The 21,153-nt window shown below is 70.2% G+C and carries 14 protein-coding genes and 1 pseudogene; 7 read left to right on the forward strand and 8 right to left on the reverse strand.

Annotation, left to right across the window (positions count from 1 at the left end; genetic code table 11):
• Positions 1-407: pseudogene (locus FHR90_RS13760) on the reverse strand (IS5 family transposase); the annotation flags it as partial.
• Positions 408-950: 543 nt separating this feature from the next.
• Between FHR90_RS13760 and FHR90_RS13765 the strand changes: the two are divergent.
• On the forward strand, positions 951-1,451 hold the full coding sequence (locus tag FHR90_RS13765) for a hypothetical protein (RefSeq protein WP_176622782.1): 501 nt from the start codon (positions 951-953) through the stop codon (positions 1,449-1,451).
• 168 nt (positions 1,452-1,619) lie between these two features.
• Here FHR90_RS13765 and FHR90_RS13770 read toward each other — a convergent pair whose 3' ends face one another.
• The 5 genes from FHR90_RS13770 to FHR90_RS13790 all read right to left on the reverse strand — a co-directional run bounded on the left by FHR90_RS13770 (position 1,620) and on the right by FHR90_RS13790 (position 6,367).
• Positions 1,620-2,147, reverse strand: coding sequence for a GNAT family N-acetyltransferase (locus FHR90_RS13770; protein WP_176622780.1), 528 nt, complete (start codon positions 2,145-2,147; stop codon positions 1,620-1,622).
• The gene (locus FHR90_RS13775) at positions 2,144-2,389 is read right to left on the reverse strand and encodes a type II toxin-antitoxin system TacA family antitoxin (protein WP_218061967.1); all 246 of its coding nucleotides are present in this window, start codon (positions 2,387-2,389) and stop codon (positions 2,144-2,146) included. Before FHR90_RS13775 ends, FHR90_RS13770 begins: the two co-directional genes overlap by 4 nt.
• A gap of 212 nt (positions 2,390-2,601) precedes the next feature.
• Positions 2,602-3,387 (reverse strand): hypothetical protein, encoded by a 786-nt coding sequence (locus FHR90_RS13780; RefSeq protein ID WP_183275414.1) that lies wholly within the window; start codon positions 3,385-3,387, stop codon positions 2,602-2,604.
• Between the two features lie 128 nt (positions 3,388-3,515).
• A complete protein-coding gene (locus tag FHR90_RS13785) occupies positions 3,516-4,874 on the reverse strand; it encodes a sigma-54-dependent transcriptional regulator (protein WP_183275415.1) in 1,359 nt (452 codons plus the stop codon).
• The gene (locus FHR90_RS13790; RefSeq protein ID WP_183275416.1) at positions 4,871-6,367 is read right to left on the reverse strand and encodes a sensor histidine kinase; all 1,497 of its coding nucleotides are present in this window, start codon (positions 6,365-6,367) and stop codon (positions 4,871-4,873) included. The genes FHR90_RS13785 and FHR90_RS13790 overlap by 4 nt, the downstream gene beginning before the upstream one ends.
• A 156-nt stretch (positions 6,368-6,523) precedes the next feature.
• On the opposite strand from FHR90_RS13790, the gene FHR90_RS13795 reads away from it, so the two are divergent.
• Entirely contained in the window at positions 6,524-6,754 is a 231-nt protein-coding gene (locus FHR90_RS13795) for a hypothetical protein (protein WP_176625601.1), read from the forward strand.
• A gap of 176 nt (positions 6,755-6,930) precedes the next feature.
• Here FHR90_RS13795 and FHR90_RS13800 read toward each other — a convergent pair whose 3' ends face one another.
• Positions 6,931-8,772, reverse strand: coding sequence for an ABC transporter ATP-binding protein (locus FHR90_RS13800; protein WP_176625603.1), 1,842 nt, complete (start codon positions 8,770-8,772; stop codon positions 6,931-6,933).
• 103 nt (positions 8,773-8,875) lie between these two features.
• Here FHR90_RS13800 and FHR90_RS13805 point away from each other — a divergent pair, with 103 nt between their 5' ends.
• The gene (locus FHR90_RS13805) at positions 8,876-11,470 is read left to right on the forward strand and encodes an NUDIX domain-containing protein (protein ID WP_183275417.1); all 2,595 of its coding nucleotides are present in this window, start codon (positions 8,876-8,878) and stop codon (positions 11,468-11,470) included.
• Positions 11,467-14,679, forward strand: a complete 3,213-nt coding sequence (locus FHR90_RS13810; protein ID WP_183275418.1) for a class I SAM-dependent methyltransferase — start codon at positions 11,467-11,469, stop codon at positions 14,677-14,679. Before FHR90_RS13805 ends, FHR90_RS13810 begins: the two co-directional genes overlap by 4 nt.
• Before the next feature lie 186 nt (positions 14,680-14,865).
• Here the strand turns inward: FHR90_RS13810 and FHR90_RS13815 are convergent, their stop codons facing one another.
• Complete coding sequence (locus FHR90_RS13815; protein ID WP_183275419.1) at positions 14,866-16,533, reverse strand: dihydroxyacetone kinase family protein; 1,668 nt, start codon at positions 16,531-16,533, stop codon at positions 14,866-14,868.
• Between the two features lie 251 nt (positions 16,534-16,784).
• Between FHR90_RS13815 and FHR90_RS13820 the strand changes: the two genes are divergently transcribed.
• Genes FHR90_RS13820 through FHR90_RS13830 form a run of 3 tightly spaced genes read left to right on the forward strand, consistent with a single transcriptional unit; the run spans position 16,785 to position 21,137 of the window.
• Entirely contained in the window at positions 16,785-18,524 is a 1,740-nt protein-coding gene (locus tag FHR90_RS13820; RefSeq protein ID WP_183275420.1) for an AMP-binding protein, read from the forward strand.
• 28 nt (positions 18,525-18,552) lie between these two features.
• Positions 18,553-19,206, forward strand: a complete 654-nt coding sequence (gene nth, locus FHR90_RS13825) for an endonuclease III (protein ID WP_176623787.1) — start codon at positions 18,553-18,555, stop codon at positions 19,204-19,206.
• On the forward strand, positions 19,155-21,137 hold the full coding sequence (locus FHR90_RS13830) for a CocE/NonD family hydrolase (protein ID WP_176623782.1): 1,983 nt from the start codon (positions 19,155-19,157) through the stop codon (positions 21,135-21,137). The genes nth and FHR90_RS13830 overlap by 52 nt, the downstream gene beginning before the upstream one ends.
• Positions 21,138-21,153 lie beyond the last annotated feature (16 nt).

Genomic DNA, 21,153 nt, shown 5'->3' on the forward strand with positions numbered 1-21,153 from the left:
GCAGTCACGGTCGGTCAGGGCGTGGATTTTGGTCGTGCGTCCGCCACGGGAGCGGCCGATGGCCTGGCGGCACTCCCCCCTTTTCCACCCGAAGCGCAGCGATGCGCTTTCACGGCGGAGGAATCGATCAGGATCTCGGCGGGCGGCCCGCCGGCTGTCGCCAAGGCGTGAAACAGGTTCGACCACACACCCTTGGCAGCCCAGCGCCGGAAGCGGTTGTAGAGCGTCTTGCGTGGCCCGTAGACGGCCGGCGCGTCTTTCCACCGGCACCCGGACAAAAGGACATGGATGATGCCGCTGATGACGCGCCGGTCATCGACGCGTGGCTTGCCGCGCGTGTCGGTCGGCAGATGCGGCTCAAGTCGGGCGAACTGGCGATCGCTGAGCCAGAAATGATCTCGGTCCAACGGAGGTCTCCTTCCGGAGACCTTGAATCACGTCGAAGCCATCGTGGGAATCCACTTTATGGGTCCCAGCCCTAGTCGGAGAAATCGCCCCAATCCAAGCAACGCTTGTGGCTATCAAGGAGGTTCTGGAGGGCTATCCGCTTACCTACACACAAATGCTCCATCGGGTGCAGAAAGCAACCGGTGCGAAAAAAAGCGCGATTAATGCGATTATCAAAGGAAGAAATATAAAATCTAATAGATCCTTCTCATATTACGCCTTTGTCAGCAATTCAGACCGCCTCCGATACGAGAATAATGGAGTATTAAAAAAGGGTGTGGCATCTAATTACAATGATGAATCTGTATCATTTATTATAAATGAGCTGCGTAGAAACTTAGAATCCTAGTGTATTACTAATAATTACAGAAACATAAATGAAAAATGGTCATCAGTTAAATGATTCTGATGTACAATGAATTGATGATTGAGCAAAGCATTATGATGATATAAGTGCATCTCATATGTAGAAATCTTAACTCGAGGATGTTTAGGCGCATAAAATGAATTATGTGACGGGAGACATCTTTGTAAAAGTACCATCCCCCCAAACCTTGAAGGCGTGGTTACCTCTCTGGGATTGCATCTCAATTCTTTTTCTGTTCCAGAATTCCGACGTTGCGGATGGGGAAGATGAGCTGCCGGAGTGGCGAATCTACTGGGTTGCAGGCTTGGCCCTGCTGAGAACTGTGGGCCATGTGCTAGCAAAGGTCGATGCCAAGATATCGCCGGAACACGCGGAGGCCATTGCCGCACTCTGGAAGGGATTTCAGGACGACAGGAGCAAGTCGGCCATTTTTTGGACATTCATCGATAGGGAAAGGAATAATCTCCTTAAAACTTATTCCTTTGGTGCTAAACTTGCGTGGGATGATAATCAGGATGCTTACGTAGAATTCGAAGGCGGGCTCGACGCCTTCGATCGCTTTCGTGAGGCGGTCTATTGGTGGCGTCACCATCTTATGGCGCTCGAGCATGAACTTTTAGTGCCAACATGTGACTAGTCGACTTGGATCCAGGATAGATGGCAGAGTAGGCCTCTTCCGGTTGGTGTTATTCGGCTCATGACGATTGAGGTTCGTCGAGAATGATCTGAGCCATGCCGGGCATGCCGCAGGTATGCAGCGCATTGGGGTGCGGTTGATGCCGACCCGCGCGAGGCGGCCATTCTCTCAGAGTTGGTCGGCTGCCTGCAAAGCGCTTTGCAGGGTTGCCAGCGGCAACACGAGGGTCAGCGGGCGGTCGGTAAGCGGCACGGCGCCGTAGGCTGCGTACCAATTCGCCGCTCGCTCGTTCCTGGCGTCGATGATGAGCATCACGCCGCCTGCCTCGGCTGCAACGCGGAGGCATCGACGCGCGACCATGCCGAGCAGCTGCCCGCCGAGACCCTGGCCCTGGACGCGGACATGCGTGGCGATCCGTGCCAACCGAAATCCGGGTACCTCGTGTCTGGCGAGGCCACGCCTGACGATCGCGGGCGTGTCGGCATAGCTCAGACTGCCCGGAGCGATGCTGTAGAAGCCGAGGATGGTGCGGTTGTCCGTGTCGTCGATCGCGAGGAAGGTCTTCGCACCGCCCGACTCGTGGCTCTGGCGCGCATGGCGCTGAAGAAAGATGTTCAGCTCGGCATCGCCGCAATCGAACGACGCTCGATCATGTGCCTTGGAAATCGCCTCCTCGTGCCAGCCAGGCAGTGTCATGCCGGCTTTGGCATGTCGGCGATCGCGGCACGCAGTCTGGCGTTCGCCGGGGGCGGGTTCTCCAGCAGGTCGAGAACCAGCAGGCTGTCACGCTCCGAGAGACTGACGCACTCGGCCGCTTTGACGACCGCTTCCGCCTCGCGCAACGCGGAGCGCGTGACGAAAGTGGTGAGATCGGTCTGCTTCAACGCGGCGGCGCGCGCGAGCAGGGCCTTTTGCTCCGGCCTGATCCGCAGGCTCATCCGTGGCGTGTCTTCCATCACGGCTCTCGGCATGGTTGCCCTCCTGCGTATGCCTTCAAATGGTACAGGGCGGCACGATAGCGCTCGTCATGCGTGCTTTCAATTCATACGGGAGGGAGTTTTGCCCGGCGTCCCGGAGGCGAGGGTTTGTGCGGCCGCCCCGTTCCTTCTCGCCCCCGCCGCCGCGCGCGGGCGGCGGCGGGGGCTCGCGGTCAGTGGTGGTCGCCGTGGGGGCCCGGGCCGGGCAGGCCGGGGGGTGGCGCGATGTCCTTCAGCGTGGCCGCGCTGGCGCCGAGGGAGCGGGCCTCGATGGCGGTGCCGAGGATGGTCTTCGAGCCGAAACCCTTCACCGCCACCGGCTTGCCGACCGCGAGCGCGTCGCCGAGCTGTTCGGCGGCGGGCGGTGGCAGGTGGATCTCGGTGCCGTTGTCGAGCAGCACGCCGTCGAGCTCGCCGCGCGGGCCGTGCAGCTGCAGCTTCACCGTGCCGGAGGCGGACAGTTCGGTGGCGTCACCTCCGGGGGGCGGTGGCGGCGGGGCGCCGTGCGGGGGCATCGCCGGGCCGTGGCCGAACCAGTGCGGCCAGAAATGGCCGCCCCCCGGACCACCGCCGAAGCCGGGGCCGCCGGGGCCGAAGCGCGGGCCGTCATGCGATTCGACCACGCTCTGGCCGGTGGCATCCTGGGTGATCGACATCGCCTTGATCATCGGGATGGTGCGCGCCTTCAGGCCGTGGATCGTCACCATGTCGCCCGGCTTGACGGTGGCGACCAGCAGGGTCGACTGGCGCGGCGAGAAATGCACCTCGGTATTGCCGTCGAGGATCAGCCCGGCGACGTCGCCGCGCGGGGTGAGGTCGTACTGCGTCACGCGGCCCTTGAAGCTGGGCAGCTGGGCGGGGTCGTAGAGCGGGCCGTCGGTGGGCTGCGCCGCATAGGCGACGCTGCCACCGATCACCGCGAACACCGCAGTCGCCAGCAGGCTCTTGGTTGCGTTCATCGTCTGTCTCCTGCCCCGCTGATGGGGCCTGGACAAACAGGAGCAAGCCGCGTGCCAGTTCATGACCGTCGCGTTTTCAATGAGTTATTCGACGCGACCGGGTGTCGGGGTGTCGGACAGCCCGACGCCTATGTCGGATTTTCCGACACATCGAGCCGCCGCATCCGCTCGTAGAGCGCCTGCCGGGCGATGCCGAGCGAACGCGCCGCCCGGGCGCGGTTGCCACCCGCCTCCGACAGGGCGCGCAGGATCATCGCCCGCTCCACGCGCGCCAGCGCCTCTGGCAGCGTCTCGCCGGGCATCGCCTCCATTCCCTGCGCGGTCTCCGGCTGCCCCTCGTCGAGAAAGGCGAAATCCGCCGCTCCCAGCACCGGCTCGCGGGTGAGGGCGGCGGCGCGCTCCACCACGTTGCGCAGTTCGCGCACGTTGCCGGGCCAGCGATGCGCCACCAGCCGTGCCGCCGCATCGGCCGCGAGCCGACGCGGCGCGCCGGGGCCGGCGGCCAGCGCGAGGAAATGCTCGGCCAGCTCGACGATGTCGGCCAGCCGATCGCGCAGCGGCGGCAGCGCGATCGGGACCACGGCGATGCGGTAATAGAGGTCCTGCCGGAACCGCCCTTCCGCCACCTCGCGCACCAGGTCGCGATGCGTCGCACAGACCAGGCGCAGATCGACCTTCACCGGCCGGCCACCGAGCGGCGTCACCTCGCGCTCCTGCAGCACGCGCAGCAGCTTGGCCTGCATCGCCAGATCCATGTCGCCGATCTCGTCGAGCAGCAGCGTGCCGCCATCGGCCGCCCGCAGCGCACCCGTGTGGTCGGACGTCGCGCCGGTGAAGGCGCCCTTCACATGCCCGAAGAGCTGGCTTTCGAGCAGGGCTGCCGGAATCGCCGCGCAGTTGACCGCCACGAACGGCCCCGACGCCCGACGCCCCGCACGATGCAGGGTCTGTGCGACCACTTCCTTGCCGGTGCCGGTCTCGCCGGTGATCAGCACGTTCACGTCGCCGTCGGCGACCCGCCCGATGGTCTTCTGCACCTCGCGCATCGCCGCCGAGGCGCCGACGAACGCCGAACCGTCCGCGTGCGTCCGGGGCTCGGCCGCGGCCCCGCTCTCACCGCCGGTCGCCAGCAGGCGCGCGATCAACCGTGAGAAATCCTCGCGCCCCACCGGCTTGGTGAGGTGGTCGAGCGCGCCGAGCCGCATCGCCTCGATGGTGTTGGTGGCGGTCGCGACCGCGGTCAGGATCGCCACCGGCGGCGGGGCGGGGCGCGCGCGGATGCGGCGCAGCACCTCGATGCCGTCGAGGCCGGACATGCGCAGGTCGAGCACCACCGCATCGACCGTCTCGCGGTCGAGCAGGGCGAGGCCGGCGGTGCCGTCCCGTGCCTGCAGCGGCCGGTGGCCGAGATCCTCGACCAGCTCGGCCATGCCGGCGCGCAGCCCGTCATCGTCGTCGATCAGCAGGATGGTGCGCGGCGCGGTCATTGCGGGATCTCCAGCACGAACCGCGCCCCCGCGCCCGCCGTCTCGTCGAGGCGGATGCCGCCCCCATGCGCCGACGCCGCCTCGCGGGCGATCGCCAGCCCCAGCCCTGTGCCGTCGGCCCGGCCGGTCACGAACGGATCGAACAGGCTCGCCCCGAGTGCGGGATCCACGCCGGCACCATCATCGCTCACCACCAGCCGTACCATCCCCTCCACGACTCCGCCCTCGACCCGCACGAGCGTGCGCGCATGCTGGGCGGCATTGAGCACCAGATTGCCAAGGGACGCCTCGAGCAGAGCCTCGTCCAGCCTCGCCTCGCCGGTCATGACCTGCAGATCCAGCGCGATCTCCCCTGCCCGCCCCGACTGGGCGAGGCGCGCCGACGCGATGCGTCCGCACAGGGCGCGCAGATCGCAGGCCAGCGGCACGGCACCGTGCTGCGTGGTCATGTCGAGCAGCGCGTGTGTCAGCCGCTCCAGCCGGGAGACCTGCTCGAGGATCGCCGGGAGGGCGGCCGCGCGACGCTGCTCGCTTCCCGCGATCGCGTTCTCCGCCCGCAGCCGGATCGCCGCGATCGGGTTGCGCACCTCGTGCGCCACCCCCGCCGCCACGCGCCCGAGTGCCGCCAGCCGCGACGCCGCCGCCTCGCGCGCCTGCGCCGCCTCCAGCCGCAGCGCCGTCTCGTTGAGTGCGGCGATCACCCGGTCCAGCCCCGGCTCGCCGGCCGGGCGCAGCACCGCCTTGCCCGCCGTGCCGCGCACCGCCGCCTCCAGCCGCGCCAGTGCCCGCCGCCAGGCCAGCAGCAGCCGCGACGACCACAGGCCGATGCCGAGGATCAGCAGCAGCAGCGCACCCACGCCGAGCCCGAGACCCGGATGCGCGGCGGCGAACAGCATCGCCGGCAAGCCCTCGCCCACCCGGCCCCCGCCGGGGCTCGCCACCCAGCCGACCAGCCCCGGCCAGGGTCCGGGCAGCACGCAGGTGGCGATGGCGAGCGTCGCCGGCCCGGCCGCGACCGCGCCCTGCACCGCCCTGTCGTCCCGCTCGGCCTGCGCCACCAGGGGCGCGAGCGCACCCGGCCCGGGAAACGCCCCGCCCGAGGCCACCACGCTGCCCGGCCGGCCGCCGCGCACCGCCACCACCGGCACTCCCTCGCGCCAGATGCCGCCCGTGGTGCCGGGCAGCTCGGCCAGCCCGAGCGCCGCCACCGCCGCGAGATCGGCCGGCGGCGGCAGCTCCGCCCCCGGCGGCACGCCGACCGAATAGAACGCCACCTGCTCGCGGATCAGCCCGCAACCGGTCTGTGCGACCGCCATCGCCCGCTCGTCGCCGGCCAGCATCGACTGCCGGGCAAATCCGGCCAGCAGCAGCACCGAAAGCACCGAGGCCGCTAACGACAGGCTCCACAACACCAGCAGCCGACCGCTCAGCGAACGCAGCAGCAGCCCGCCCGTCTGCCCCGCTCCCCCGATCCAGCCTCGCCGCGACAGCATGGCAGCCCCTTAGTTTCTCGTTAACAAAATGGTGATAGGGCGAATTAAGAACGGCGCCGCCGGGACGGACACAAACCTGCCGCAAAGCAGCCACGGTTCCTGCCCGGCCGAAGCCGACTGAAGATCGTGTCCTCGTTGCGTCAAGGTGTATCAGATATGCTGCGCATCAATGCCCGCCCCGGCCAGACCTGGATCGAACGTCGCGACCAGCTCGCGGCAGACGTTTCCGCGCACGGCGTACAGCCGCGCCGCCGGACGGTCACGCAGCTGGAGGCCGCAGCCGATGGCGGCGTCGATGTCACGTTCTCCGACGGCCAGAAGGCCTGGCGCACCAGCTTTTCGGCGTGGCTGAGCTGGATCGAACTCACCGGCGCCGAACTCGCCTAGGGTCGCATGACCGGCCGCGCCGTGGCGGCCATCCGACGGCGATCTGCTGCGCTTCGGTGCTCACGGCCATCACGGCCGCTCCGCTCCGATGCTCGCAGATCCCCACCGGCCGCCGCCGCTGCGCGGCGGCTCTGACTCACCACGGCACGCCCGCTCACGCGACCTCCATCCGCACGTCACACGGTCAGTTCGACCTCGCCCGCCTCGCCCAGGATCTGATGGTCGTGCAGGCGGCGGTAGAGACCGCCCTCGATTGCCAGCAGTTCGTCATGCGCGCCGTCCTCGGCCAGGCGGCCGTGCTGGAAGACCAGGATCCGGTCCAGCGTGCGCACTGTCGACAGGCGGTGCGCGATCACGATCACCGTGCGGCCGACCATCAGGCGCTGCATCGCCTCCTGCACCAGCGCTTCCGACTCGGTATCCAGGCTCGAGGTCGCCTCGTCGAGGATCAGCAGACGACAGTCGGCCAGGAAGGCACGGGCGATGGCGATGCGCTGACGCTCGCCGCCCGACAGCTTCACCCCGCGCTCGCCGACCAGGGTCTGGTAGCCCTTCGGCAGCCGTTCGATGAAGCCGGCGGCATTGGCGAGCTCGGCTGCGCGCGCGATCTCTGCCGCCGAGGCGCCGGGACGGCCATAGGCGATGTTCTCTGCCAGTGAGCGATGGAACAGCACCGGCTCCTGCGGCACCAGTGCGATCTGGCTGCGCAGGCTCTCCTGCCGCACCCGGGCGACGTCCTGCGCATCGATCAGGATGCGGCCCGACTGGATGTCGTAAAGGCGCTGGATCAGCTTGGTCAGCGTGGTCTTGCCCGAACCCGACGGCCCGACGAGCCCGACGCGCTGCCCGGCCGGGATCAGCAGGTCGAAATGGTCGAACAGCGGTGCGGCATTGCGCCGCGCATGCGCCTCATAGGTGAAGCACACCTGCTCGAAGCGCACCTCGCCACCGCTCAGCCGCATCTCGCCGGCACCCGGCGCATCGGCGAGGCCGTGGTCGCGGTCGAACATCGCCACCAGCTCCTCCATCTCGTTGACCGAGCGCTGGAGCTGGCTGATGTGCTGGCCGAGATCGCGCAGATAGCCCTGCACCAGGAAGATCATCGTCAGCACATAGGCGACATCGCCGGCATTGGCCCGGCCGCGCCACCACAGCCACACCACCCCGCCGACCATCATCATCCGCAGGCCCAGCAGCGCCGTCGCCTGAAGGTTGCCGCTGTTGGTGCCGACCACCCAGGCGCGGGTGGTGCGCCGTCCCCAGCGGCGCAGCACCGACGCGAGCCGCGCATCCTCGCGCGATTCGGCACCGAACGCCTTGACCACCGCGTTGCAGGTCACGGAATCGGCCAGTGTCGCGCCCACCCGCGTGTCCCAGCTGTTCGACAGCCGCGCCGGCGGCGCGGAATAGAACAGCGTGAGGCACACCGACATCACCACGAACGCCACCGAGCTGACCGCCAGCAGCGCGCCCATGATCGGCCAGCGCCAGCCGAGCACCGCCGTGCTGCCGACCAGCACGATGATCTCCGGCAGCAGCATCAGCAGCGTGGTGTCGTCGAAACTGTCGATCGCCCACATGCCGCGGGTGATGCGGCGCACGATCGCGCCGGCGAAGGTGTTGGCGTGCCAGTCGGTCGAGAAACGCTGCACGCGCGCGAACGCGCCTTCCGCCACCTCGCGCATGATGCGCACCGTCAGATGGGTGATGCCGAGATAGGAGAACCGCCGTCCGACCACGCCGAACAGCCCCAGCACGCCGAGGCCGGCCACCAGCCACGCCGCACGGTGCACGCTCTCGGGCGGCAGGCCGCCGGCCCGTCCCGAGCCGTCGGAGATCGCATCGACCAGCCAGCCCGACACGATCGGGCTGACCACGTCCGCCCCCGTCGCCAGCACCATGCCGAACACCACCGGCACGAGCTGGACCGGCGCCCGCAGCCATTGCCGCAGCACGAACCGCACGGCGCCGATGAATACGCGCGACGGGGTTTCGCGCGCTGGCGATGAGGTGGCCATGTCTGGATGCTCCCGGGGATCGTCCAGCTATGCCAAACCGCCGCCCGGTCGGGCAACCCGGTCTCGCTGAAACCTGACCGATCTGTTACCTGACGGCTCGGGGATGGTTCACGGGAAAGGCGATTTCGACTTGGAAGGCCTGCCCTACCTGGCCGAGGACACGCCCGCCGCAGCGGTGCCGCGCCTGCGGGCCGTGGCGGCGCTGAGCGAGGCGAGCGCCGCCCTGCATGCCGATCACGCCGCCCGGCTGGCGACGCTGCTCGAGGGCGGCCCCGCCTCGGCCGGGCGGTGGCGCTCCGCATTGCGTGCCCTGCTGCGCCGGCTGCGCGCGCACCATCCGCGCGCACGCCTGCGACGCGTGCTGCGCGAGGAGGGCATCGCCGCCACCTGCCGCAAATCGCTGCGCCTGCTGCGCAATCTCGCCCGGCACGGATGGAACCACGCCGCCCTCCGGCTCGGCCACGCCCGACTTCGCCTGCAGCCGCGCCCCGGTTTCGTCTCGCACGCGATCACGCCCGCGCCGCCGCCGCCGGTCCTCCTGCCGCCGCCCGGCCCCACCACCGCCCATCCGCCGGCCCGTCTGTTCGGCACGCGGGTGCTGATCGTCGCCGAGCTCAGCCTGCCGCAATGCGCCAAATACCGCGTCTGGCAGAAGCGTGAGCAGCTCGCCTCGCTCGGCATCGCCTGCGAGGTGCGCGACTGGACCGACCACGACGCCGCCCGCGAGGCGATGCAGCTCTGCGCCAGGGTGATCTTCTACCGCGTGCCCGGCCATCGCGGCGTGCTGGCGCTGTTCGACGAGGCCCGCCGGCTCGGGCTGGAGGCGATCTGGGAGGTCGACGACCTGATCTTCGATGCCGGCCTGTATCTCGCCGACCGCGACCTCTCCCGCCTGCCGCCCGACATCCGTCGCGGTGCGCTGGCCGGCGCGGCACTCTATGCCCGCGCCTGGGCCGCGGCCGATCGCGGCATCGCCTCCACCCCGGCCCTCGCCGCGCTGATGCAGGCCCACAGCCCGCACCCGGTCGATATCGTCGAGAACGCGCTCGATCTCGACACGCTCGCCGCCGCCGAGCATCTGCTCGCCCGCCGCCGCACCCGCCCCGGCCGCCACGGGATGCAGATCTTCTACGGCGCCGGCAGCCGCACCCATGACGGCGACGTCGCCATCGCCGCCGACGCGCTCGCGACCATCCTCGCCCGACACAACCGCGCCAGCCTGCGCATCGTCGGCGAGGTCGCGCTGCCCGCCTGCCTCGACCCGTTCGCCGACCGCATCGAGCGCCTGCCGCCGGTCGACTACCATGCCTATCTCGCCCTGCTGGCCGACGCCGACATCAATCTCGCCCCGCTCGAGGACACGCCGTTCAACCAGGCCAAGAGCAACATCAAGTTCGTCGAGGCCGGCATCCTCGCCATCCCGTCCGTGTGCTCGGCCGCGGCCAATTTCGCCAGCGCCATCACCGACGGCGTCGATGGCTGCCTTCCGCGCGACACGCCCTCCTGGATCGACGCGCTCGACCGGCTGGTTGCCGATCCGGCCCTGCGCGCACGCATGGGCGAGGCCGCCCGCGCCAGCGTGCTCGACCGCTACGCCCCCGCCCGGATCGCCGCCACGCGGATCGCGCCGCTGTTCGCCGCCCCGCCCGCGACCGGCCGCCGCACCCGCCTGCGCGTGCTGGCGGTGCACCCCACCCTGCTCTCGCCCGATGCCGGTCCGCTCGACGCCGCCACCCGCCAGGCGCTGCTGGAGCTCGGCACGGACGGCGAGATCGAACTCGCGGCCTTCACCGCCGCCGATCTGCCCGACGCGGCGCCCTACGCCCTGCGCCGGCTCACCGACCGTGCGTGGCCGGTGATCGTCCTGCGCCCCCCGCCGCGCTCCCGTCCGGACCCGGTCCTCGCCCTCGACGACCCCGCCTGCGCCGCCCGCTTCGCCGAACTGCTCGACGCGCTGCGCCCAGGCGCGGTCTGGCTGCTCGGGCTGCACGGGCTCGGCGCCGGACTCGCGCGCGCCTGCCTCGCCCGCGACATCCCCTATCTCGTCGATCTCGCCGATGGGTGGTGGCGTCCCGCGAGCCCGATGCCCAACCCGACTCTCGCCGCCCGGGTGATCGCCGGCGCGCTCCATCACGCGACCGCACTGGTCGCCCCGGACGAGCCGACCCGCGCGGCCGCCATCGCCGCCGGCGCGCCGCCCGACCGGACCACCATCCGCACCGACGATCCCGCCTTCCTGCGCGGCACGCTCGATCGCATCCTGCCGCCCCGCCCCGACACCCCCGGCCCGACGCTGGGCATCGCCGCCGCCGTGCTGCTCGATGCCGCCGGCCGGCTGGTGCTGGTGCGCAAGCGCGGCACCGACCTTTTCATGCAGCCCGGCGGCAAGATCGCCCCCGGCGAGACCGCCCCCCAGGCGCTGCTGCGCGAGCTCGGCGAGGAGCTCGGCCTGATGCTGTCGCCGGCCGACCTCACCCCGCTCGGCCGCTTCACCGCCCCGGCCGCCCATGAACCCGGCTGGCAGATCCGCGCCGAGCTTTTTCTCGCCCGCACCGACGCCGAGCCCGCCCCGCACGCCGAGATCGACAGCGTGATCGCGGTGACGGCCGACCAGGCCGCCACACTGCCCCTCGCCGCGCTGACCGAACTCCACGTCCTGCCTCTCATGCGCGACCTGCCGCCACGGACCGACCGATGACCCAGACCAACCCCACACTCGACCTGCTCGCCGACCCGGCCCTCGACGCCCCGTTCCGCGTGCCGCCACGTCTCGATGTCGACAGCGCCTGGTATGGCCATGTGCCGTTCGCGCAATGGCTGGTCGGCGCGATCGCGCCCGGCCTGATCGTCGAACTCGGCACCCACGCCGGCGTGTCCTACGCGGCGATGTGCGACTCCGTGCTGCGCGCCGGGCTGCCGACGAAATGCATCGCCGTCGACACCTGGAAGGGCGACAAGCATGCCGGCTTCTACCCCGAAGCCATCCATGACGACCTGCGCGCCTTCCACGACGCGCGCTACGGCGATTTCTCCACCATGATGCGCTGCCGCTTCGACGAGGCGCTGCCCTACATCGCCGACGGCAGCATCGACCTGCTGCATGTCGACGGACGCCACCATTACGAGGACGTGCGCGAGGACTACACGAGCTGGATCCCCAAGCTCTCGCCGCGCGCGGTGGTGCTGTTCCACGATACCCAGGTCCGAGAACGCGATTTCGGCGTCTGGCGGTTCTGGGGCGAGCTGTCGCAGACGCGCCCGAGTTTCGAGTTCCTGCACGCGCACGGGCTCGGCGTGTTCGCCCATGGCGCCGAGATCCCCGGCCCGGTCGCCCGGCTCTGCGCCGCCGACGCGCACCGCACCGCCACGCTCCGCGCGCGCTTCGCCCGGCTCGGCGAACGCTGGGTCGCCGGCGAGACGCTGCGCCACACCCAGGCGCTGCTGCATCACGAACAGCAGGTCCGCGCACAGACCGAGGCCCGCGCCCGCGCCCTCGACGTCGCCCTCGCCGGCGCGCAATCCGCCGCCGGGCTCGCCGAGCAGGCCCTGCGCGAGCACCAGGCCAGCCACCAGCAACAGCAGCACCAGTGGCACGACCGCCTGCGCGGCGCCGAGCACGCAAGCGAGCTGCAGCTCGCCGAAGCCCGCGCCGCCCTCGCCCGCGCCCAGCACGCCGAAACCCGACTGCACGAGATCCTCGGCGACCCGCGCGCCACCGCCTGGGGCCGCGCGCTGGTCGAACGCGCCGAGCTCGCCGAACGCCACGCCGCCAACCTCGTCGCCGCCCTCGAGGCCGCCCGCACCGACCGCGCGATCATCCTCGGCTCCACCTCCTGGCGCATCACCGCGCCGCTGCGCGCGCTGCGCGGCGGCACCCACATCACGCCGATCCCGGTCCTCGACACCCCCGTCGCCCCGATCGAGCCGCCGAGTGCGCCGGTCGCGCCGCCGGAGCCCATCGCGACGCCCGGGGTCGAAGCCGTCCCTGCTCCCCGCCCCGCGCCGACGCGTATCCTGTTCGTCTCCGGCGAGGCCCACACCCCGGGCCACACCTATCGCTGCATCCGCCTCGCCGAAGCCACACGGCGCCTCGGCCTGCCCGCGCATTTCGTCTCCATCGAAGGCGTCACACCCGCCGATCTCGACTCCTGCCGTCTCGTCATCCTGTGGCGCGTGCAGCGCAGCGAACACGTCGAAAATCTCTGCCGACTCGCCCGCGAACAGGGCGCTTCCATCGCCTTCGACATCGACGACCTGATGGTGGTGCCCGATTTCGCCACCCCGGAGCTGATCGACGGCATCCGCACCACCAACTCCATCACCTCGCAGGTCCGCGACCTGTTCGTGCGCATCCGCCAGAGCGTCGATCTCGCCGATTTCTGCCTCTGCACCACCGAGGAACTCGCCTACTGGCTGCGCGGCGAAGGCCAGGACACCTATGTCGTGCCCAATACCTTCGACGACGCCACCTTCTTCGCCGCCCGCCGCGCCGCCGCCAGCCGCCCCGATGACGGGCTGCTGCGCATCGGCTACGCCGGGGGCACCCGCACCCACCAGAAGGATTTCGCCCGCGCCGCACCCGCCCTCGCCCGCTTCCTCGGCGGCCGCGACGATGCCCGGCTGGTGGCCTTCCGCGATCCGGCCTCCGGCGAGGGCCTGCTGCTCGCCGACGAGTTCGCCGACCTCCCCGCCGACCGCATCGAATGGCGCGACATGGTGCCGCTCGCCGAACTGCCGGCCGAGATGGCCCGCTTCGACATCAACATCGTACCGCTCGAGACCGGCAACGTGTTCGCCGAGGCCAAGAGCGAGCTGAAATACTTCGAAGCCGCCCTCGCCGGGGTGCCGACCATCGCCTCACCCACCGGCCCTTTCGCCCGCGCCATCCGCCCCGGCATCACCGGCCTGCTCGCCGGCGACGACGCGGCCTGGCTCGACCACCTCACCCTGCTCGCCGACGACGCCGGCCTGCGCGCCCGCATCGGTCACGCAGCCGCGCTCGACGCGCTCTCCGCCTGGGGCCCGAACCGCGCCGCCAGCGCGCTGCGCGACATGCTCGCCTCGCGCGCCAGCCCCGCCGACGCCGCCCGCACCTTCCAGCTCACCCTGTTGCGCCGCGCCCTGCCGAAAGCCCCGCTGCCGACCCTGCCCGAATTCGACACGCTGTTCCGCCACGACCGCATCGCCGAGGCCGACGCGCAGGTCACCATCATCATCCCGCTCCACAACTACGAGGCCCATATCCTCGACGCCCTCGAATCGGCCCGCCACCAGACCCTCGCCGCGCTCGACCTGATCGTCATCGACGACGCCTCCACCGACGGCTCCGCAGCCCTGGCCGAAACCTGGCTCGCCGCCCATCACGCCCGCTTCCGCCGCGCGATCCTGCTGCGCAACCGCGCCAACGCCCATCTCGGCCCGACCCGCAACCTCGGCTTCGACCAGGCCGAAACCCCCTACGTGCTGCCGCTCGACGCCGACAACCGCCTTCGACCCGCCGCCTGCGAACGCCTGCTGGCCGCCATCGCCCCCACCGACGCCGCCTTCGTCCATCCGCTGATCCAGACCTTCGGCGAGCGGAGCGAAGTGCTCGGACGCCACCCGTACACCCCCAACCGGCTGGTGGGTGCGAACACCATCGACGCCATGGCCCTGATCGCGCGCGCCGCCTGGGCCGAGGCCGGCGGCTACGACGACGTGCAATACGGCTGGGAGGACTACGACCTGTGGTGCCGCTTCGCCGAACGCGGCCTCGCCGGCCTGCATCTCGCCGACATCCTCGCCGACTACCGCACCCACCCGAACTCGATGATCCACGCCGACACCGAACAACCCGACCAACGCCGCGCCCTGATCGCCGACATGGAATCCCGCCACCCCTGGCTCCGCCTCACCGGCCGGCGGTAGAGGCCCGCCCGCAGGGGGCGCTGCCCCCTGCACCCCCGGCAAAGGGCTGAGCCCTTTGCGATCCCATTTGTTATGTGCAAGGGGGGATGGGCATCAGCCCATCCCCCCTTGCACATAAAATCCGAGGTGCAGGAGGCCGAGCCTCCTGCCAGGGGGTGCGGGGGACAGCGTCCTCCGCGAACGGCCTCACCCCGCCAGGGCGCGGAGCCAGACCACGGTGCCGAGGGCGCCGGCGTCGGGGGCGCCGAGGGCGCGTTCGCCGAGATAGGCGGCGCGGCCGCGTTTGGGGCGCATCGAGGTGGTGTCCTGTGCGCCGCGGGCGGCGGCGGCGGCGGCGGCGGCCCAGGCGGCGGCGTAGCCTTTCGAGGCGTTGGCGGCGAAGGCTTCGGCGGCGGGGTGCAGCGCGTCGAGCATGGTGCGGTCGCCGGGCTTGGCGCCGCCGAGATCGGTGATGGCCTGTAGCGCCTCCTGGAAGGCCTTCGCGGCGGTTTCGGGGGCGATGGCGGTCTCGCCCTGCAGGGTGCGGGCGGCGCGGGCGAGGGCGACGGCGTAGAACGGGCCGGAGCTGCCGCCGACCACGCGGCGCAGCACGGAGGCGACGGATTGCAGCACGACGTCGGGGCCGCCGCGAGCGCCCCTGGCCACGTCCTCGATCGCCTCGCCGGCGCGGGCATAGCTGGCGCCCAGATCGCCGTCACCGCTGACCGAATCGGCCTCGGCAAGTTCGCCCTCCGCCGCGCGGCACGCAGCGCCGACCCTGGAGAGGGCCGCGACCAGGGCGGGGTCGGCCTCGGGCAGGTCGTCATGGGTCTCGGCGTGCGGGGCGGGGATCACCTGCACTTCGGCGACGGCGCCCGGACCCACCCAGGCACCGGCTTCGGTCGCGGCATCGAGGGCGGCGAGGCGGGCGTCGTCGAGGCGGCAGAGGGTGAGCGACACGCCGGGCATCTCGAGCGCGGTCATGTAGTTGCCGCTCCAGGCGCGGACCACGTCGATGCTGTGCTCGCGCAGCCAGTCGAGCGCGTCGCCGGCGACGACGGCGAGTTCCATCGGCGGGGTGCCGCCGAGACCGTTGACCAGCAGGGCGACGCGTTCGTCGGCCTTGATGCCGAGATCCTCGACGATGGTGGACAGGATGGTGGCGACCAGCTCGGCGGCGGGCTGCATCGGCCCGCGCGAGACGCCGCGTTCACCGTGGATGCCGAGGCCGAGCTCGATCTCGTCCTCGCCGAGCTCGAAGCCGGGCTTGCCGGCGGCGGGCACGATGCAGGGGCCGAGGCCGACGGCCATGGTGCCGACCGCATCGGCGGTGGCGCGGGCGGCGGCGACCACCTCGTCGAGGCTCGCGCCGGAGGCTGCGGTGGCGCCGGCGATCTTGTGGACGAACACCGTGCCGGCGACGCCGCGGCGGTCGCTGCGCCCGACGGTGTTGCGCAGCGAGACGTCATCGGCGACCAGCACCAGCTCGACGGGGATGCCCTCGGCGCGGGCGAGTTCGGCGGCGAGGCCGAAATTGAGCCGGTCGCCGGTGTAGTTCTTGACGATCAGCAGCGCGCCGCGCGGCCCGGCGACGGCACGGATCGCCGCCAGCACGGCATCCGCGGAAGGCGAGGTGAAGACCGGCCCGGCGACGGCCGCCGACAGCATGCCGGCGCCGACATAGCCGGCATGGGCGGGCTCGTGGCCGCTGCCGCCGCCCGAGATCAGCGCCACGGGACGGTCCTCGGGGCGGTCCGGCACGGCGGCGATGGCGACGTCCTCGTCGGCCAGGACGCGCAGTCCGGGATTGAGCCCGGCCAGGCCGAGCAGCATGTCGCGCACCGTGTCCTGCGGTCGATCGAGCAGCTTCTTCATGACGTCTCCCCTCGCTGCGCGGCGCGGCATGTCTCGCCGCGTCCCTCTGCAAGCCCGCGAGATTGCCGACTTCCCCGTCAATGCGCCAGCCCGGCCGCGAGGGCAGGACGCGCATCGGCACGGGCCTCACAACGAGTGGAACCGTGACGGTTTGGCTTGCAACCGACGGTTAGCTCTCTAGCTTATCCCTGAACAAGACAGATCCCGGCCGAACCGGGCGACATCAAACGGGAGACGTGCAGGTGCTGACGATGCGTGAAGGCGAACTGTACGACCGCGATCTGCCACGGTGCGCGGCCAACCATGTACCGCTCAGCCCGGTCACTTTCCTCGACCGCAGCGCCGCGGTCTGGCCCGAGCGCACCGCGCTGGTCTACGGACGGCGCCGAACGAGCTGGCGGGCGCTGCGGCACCGCTGCCGGGCGCTGGCCTCGGCGCTGCGCGGACGCGGCATCGGGCGCGGCGGCACGGTGGCGGCGCTGGCCGCCAACACGCCGGAGCTGTTCGAGCTGCATTTCGCGGTGCCCCTGTCGGGCGGCGTGCTGGCCGCGCTCAACACCCGGCTGGACGCCGCGACCATTGCCTGGATGCTCGAGCATTGCGAGGCCCAGATCCTGTTCGTCGATCGCGAGTTCGCCGCCATCGCCGCCGATGCGGTGGCGCGGCTCGGCCGGGGCATCGCCGTCATCGACATCGACGATCCCGCCTGCCTGCATCGCCGGGCGGCGATCGGTGAATGCGATTACGAGGCGCTGGTGGCCGAGGGCGACGCGAGCGAGGCGCTGCCGCCCCTCGAGGACGAGTGGGACGCGATCGCGCTGAACTACACCTCCGGCACCACCGGCGAGCCGAAGGGCGTGGTCTATCACCATCGCGGCGCCTATCTGAACGCGGTCTCCAACGCGCTGGACTGGCAGCTCACCCGCGACTGCGTCTATCTGTGGACGCTGCCGATGTTTCACTGCAACGGCTGGTGCTTCGCCTGGACCATCGCCGCGGTCGGCGGCATGGCGGTCTGCCTGCGCCAGGTGCGCACGCATGCGATCGTCGAGGCGATCGCGCGCGAGGGTGTCACCCATCTGTGCGGTGCGCCCACCGTGCTCACGATGATCGATGCCGCCGGTCCGGAGGTGCTCGCCTCGCTGAAGACCGGCGTGTCGGTGATGGTGGCGGCCGCGCCGCCGCCGCCATCGGTGATCGAGGCCATCGAGCGCCATGGCTGGACCGTCACCCATGTCTATGGCCTGACCGAAAGCTATGGCCCGGTGATGATCAACGAGTGGCAGGCGGAGTGGAACGGGCGCGACGCCGAGGCCAGGACGGCGCTCAAGGCCCGTCAGGGCGTGCGCGGCCACATGCTCGAGGACGTGATGGTGGCCGACCCCAGGACCCTGCAGCCGATGCCGGCGGACAGCAGCAGCGTGGGCGAGCTGTTCCTGCGCGGCAACAACGTCATGAAGGGCTATCTGCGCCAGGCCGAGGCGACCGAGGCCGCGTTCCGCGGCGGATGGCTGCATACCGGCGATCTCGCGGTCCGCCATCCCGACGGCTATGTCGAGATACGCGATCGCGCCAAGGATATCATTATCTCAGGTGGCGAGAATATTGCAACTATTGAGATAGAAAACGCCCTTCACCGCCACCCTTCCGTGCAGGGCGCCGCGGTGGTTGCCCGGCCCGATCCGCTGTGGGGCGAGACGCCCTGCGCCTTCGTCGAGCTTCGGCCCGGCGAGAGCGCCGACGCCAATGCGCTGATCGCGTATTGCCGCACCGTCCTCGCCCGGTTCAAGGTGCCGCGGCACGTGATTTTCGGCCCGCTGCCGCGCAGTTCCACCGGCAAGGTGCTCAAATACGTGCTGCGCGAGACGGCACGGGAGGATGCGGAGGGCCGCTCCGGACTCGGGCCGGCGGATTCGGACGGAGAGACGGCGTTTGACGACAAGCACGACCTCGCCGAAATCCGCCACCCGCCGATCGCGCGCCAGTTCTGAGCCGAAATCCGGGCCGCGCTCGAAGCCGATGAAGGCCGCCGATGTGCGGCCGTTCATCGAGGCCCTCGCGGCCGCCAATCCCGACGCGGAAAGCGAGCTGACCTATACCGACGCCTTCACGCTGCTGGTCGCCGTGGTGCTGTCGGCGCAGGCGACCGACGCCTCGGTCAACCGCAGCACGCCGGCGCTGTTCGCCGCTGCACCCGATCCGGCGGCGATGGCCGCGCTGGGGACGGACGGCATCGCGCCCTATATCCGCACCATCGGCCTGTGGCAGAGCAAGGCACGCCACGTCGCCGCCCTCGCCGCCCGACTGGTCGAGGCTCATGGCGGACAGGTACCGTCCGATCGCGCCGCCCTCGAAGCCTTGCCCGGGGTGGGCCGCAAGACCGCCAACGTGGTGCTCAACATCGCCTTCGGCGAGGCGACGATGGCGGTCGACACCCATATCTTCCGGCTCGGCAACCGCACCGGGCTGGCCATCGGCCGCACCCCGCGCGCGGTCGAGGACAAGCTCGTCCGCCGCATCCCGCCGGCGATGCTCCGTCCCGCGCATCACTGGCTGATCCTGCACGGACGCTATGTCTGCCGTGCCCGCACGCCGGAATGCTGGCGTTGCGCGGGGGCGCAATGGTGTACATACCCGGCCAAGACCGAACCGAAACGGAGTCGTGCCGCGTGAATCGTCCTGCCGTCGCTGTCGCCGCGCTCTGCCTGCTGGCCGCCCTGCCCGCCCGCGCCGCGCCCGCCTTTCCCGACACCGTGCAGACCGGCACCGACATCCCGTCGAAATTCACCCTGCCCGCCGGCGCGCAGGATTACGACCGCCGCGAGGTGATGGTCCCGATGCGCGACGGGGTGAAGCTGTTCACCGTGATCTGGGTGCCGAAGGGTGCGCATGACGCACCGATGATCCTCACCCGCACGCCGTATGATGCCGCCCACCGGATGCGCGACCTCCATGCCGCGAAGCTGGTCGATGCGCTGCCGCAGGGCGACGATGTGTTCGCACGCGCCGGCTATATCCGCGTGTTCCAGGACATCCGCGGCAAGTACGGCTCCGAGGGCGACTACGTCATGACACGGCCGCCGATCGGGCCGCTCAACCCCACCAGGACCGACGAGACCACGGACGCCTACGACACCGTCGAGTGGCTGGCGAAGAATGTGAAGGAGAGCAACGGCCGCGTCGGCATGCTCGGGTCGTCCTACGAGGGCTTCACCGTGTCGATGGCGCTGCTCGGCCCGTCGCCGCACCTGATGGCCGCCTCGCCGGAAAGCCCGATGGTCGATGGCTGGATGGGCGACGACTGGTATCATTACGGCGCCTTCCGCACGCCGAATCTCGACTATTTCACCGGCCAGATGGCGGCGCGCGGCAAGGGTGTCGAGATCCCCCGCCCGTATCGCGACGACTACAGCAACATGCTCGCATGGGGCTCCGTCGCCGGCGAGGCGGCGGCCGGCGGGCTCGACCAGCTTCCGTTCTGGCACCGGATGCTGGCGCATCCGGCCTATGACGCCTTCTGGCAGGGTCAGGCGCTCGACCATCTCGCCGTCGAACATCCCTCGAAGGTGCCGACGCTTTGGCTGCAGGGCATCTGGGACCAGGAGGACATGTGGGGGGCGATCCACACCTTCCTCGCACTGCGCAAATCCGGCCATCTCGACAACAACCACCTTGTCATGGGCCCATGGCGGCACAGCCAGGTGAACTATGACGGCTCGTCGCTCGGCGCGCTGCACTGGGCCGGCGATACGGCCGAGGACTACCGCGCGCATGTGCTGCTGCCGTTCTTCAACCAGTATCTCAAGCCGGGCTCGCCGAAGGCCGACATCCCGCGCGTGCTGATCTACAACACCGCCGAGGATCACTGGGACCGCTTCTCCGACTGGCCGACGCGCTGCCTCGATGCCTGCGGCGGCAATCTCGGCAAGCCCGCCTATCTGCTGTCGGGTTTCTCGATCGGCTTCACCGCGCCGGGGGCGGCCCCCGGCGCTCCCGATGGTGCCGACAGCTATGTCTCCGACCCCGCGCATCCGGTGCCCTATCGGCCGCGCCCGGTGGTGGCCTCGGACCGCCCGGGCTGGCAGACCTGGCTGGTCCAGGACCAGCGCTTCGTCGATGGCCGCCCCGACGTGCTCAGCTACAGCACCGGCGTGCTCGACCATCCGCTGCACCTGTCCGGACAGCCCGTCGCCGATCTGTGGGTCGCCACCACCGGCGCCGACGCGGACTGGGTGGTCAAGATCATCGACGTCTATCCGGGCCAGAACCCGTCCGACCCCGATATGGCCGGGTTCGAGCTGCCGCTGTCGCTCGACATCTTCCGCGGGCGGTATCATGCGAGCTTCGAGCACCCGGCCCCGCTCAAGCCCGGCGAGCCGACCCGCACCCGTTTCTCGCTGCCGGCGATCAACCATGTCATCGAGCCCGGCCACCGGCTGATGATCCAGATCCAGTCGTCCCTGTTCCCGCTCTACGACCGCAACCCGCAGGGCTGGGTCGACAACATCCTGACCGCGAAACCGGCCGATTTCCGGCCCGCCACCCAGACCATCCTGCACGATTCGGCCCATGCCTCAGCAGTGTGGCTGCCGATCGTCGACTGAATGACGACAAAAACAG

The sequence above is a fragment of the Endobacter medicaginis genome, from assembly GCF_014192375.1.
GTDB classification, from domain to species: Bacteria; Pseudomonadota; Alphaproteobacteria; order Acetobacterales; family Acetobacteraceae; genus Endobacter; species Endobacter medicaginis.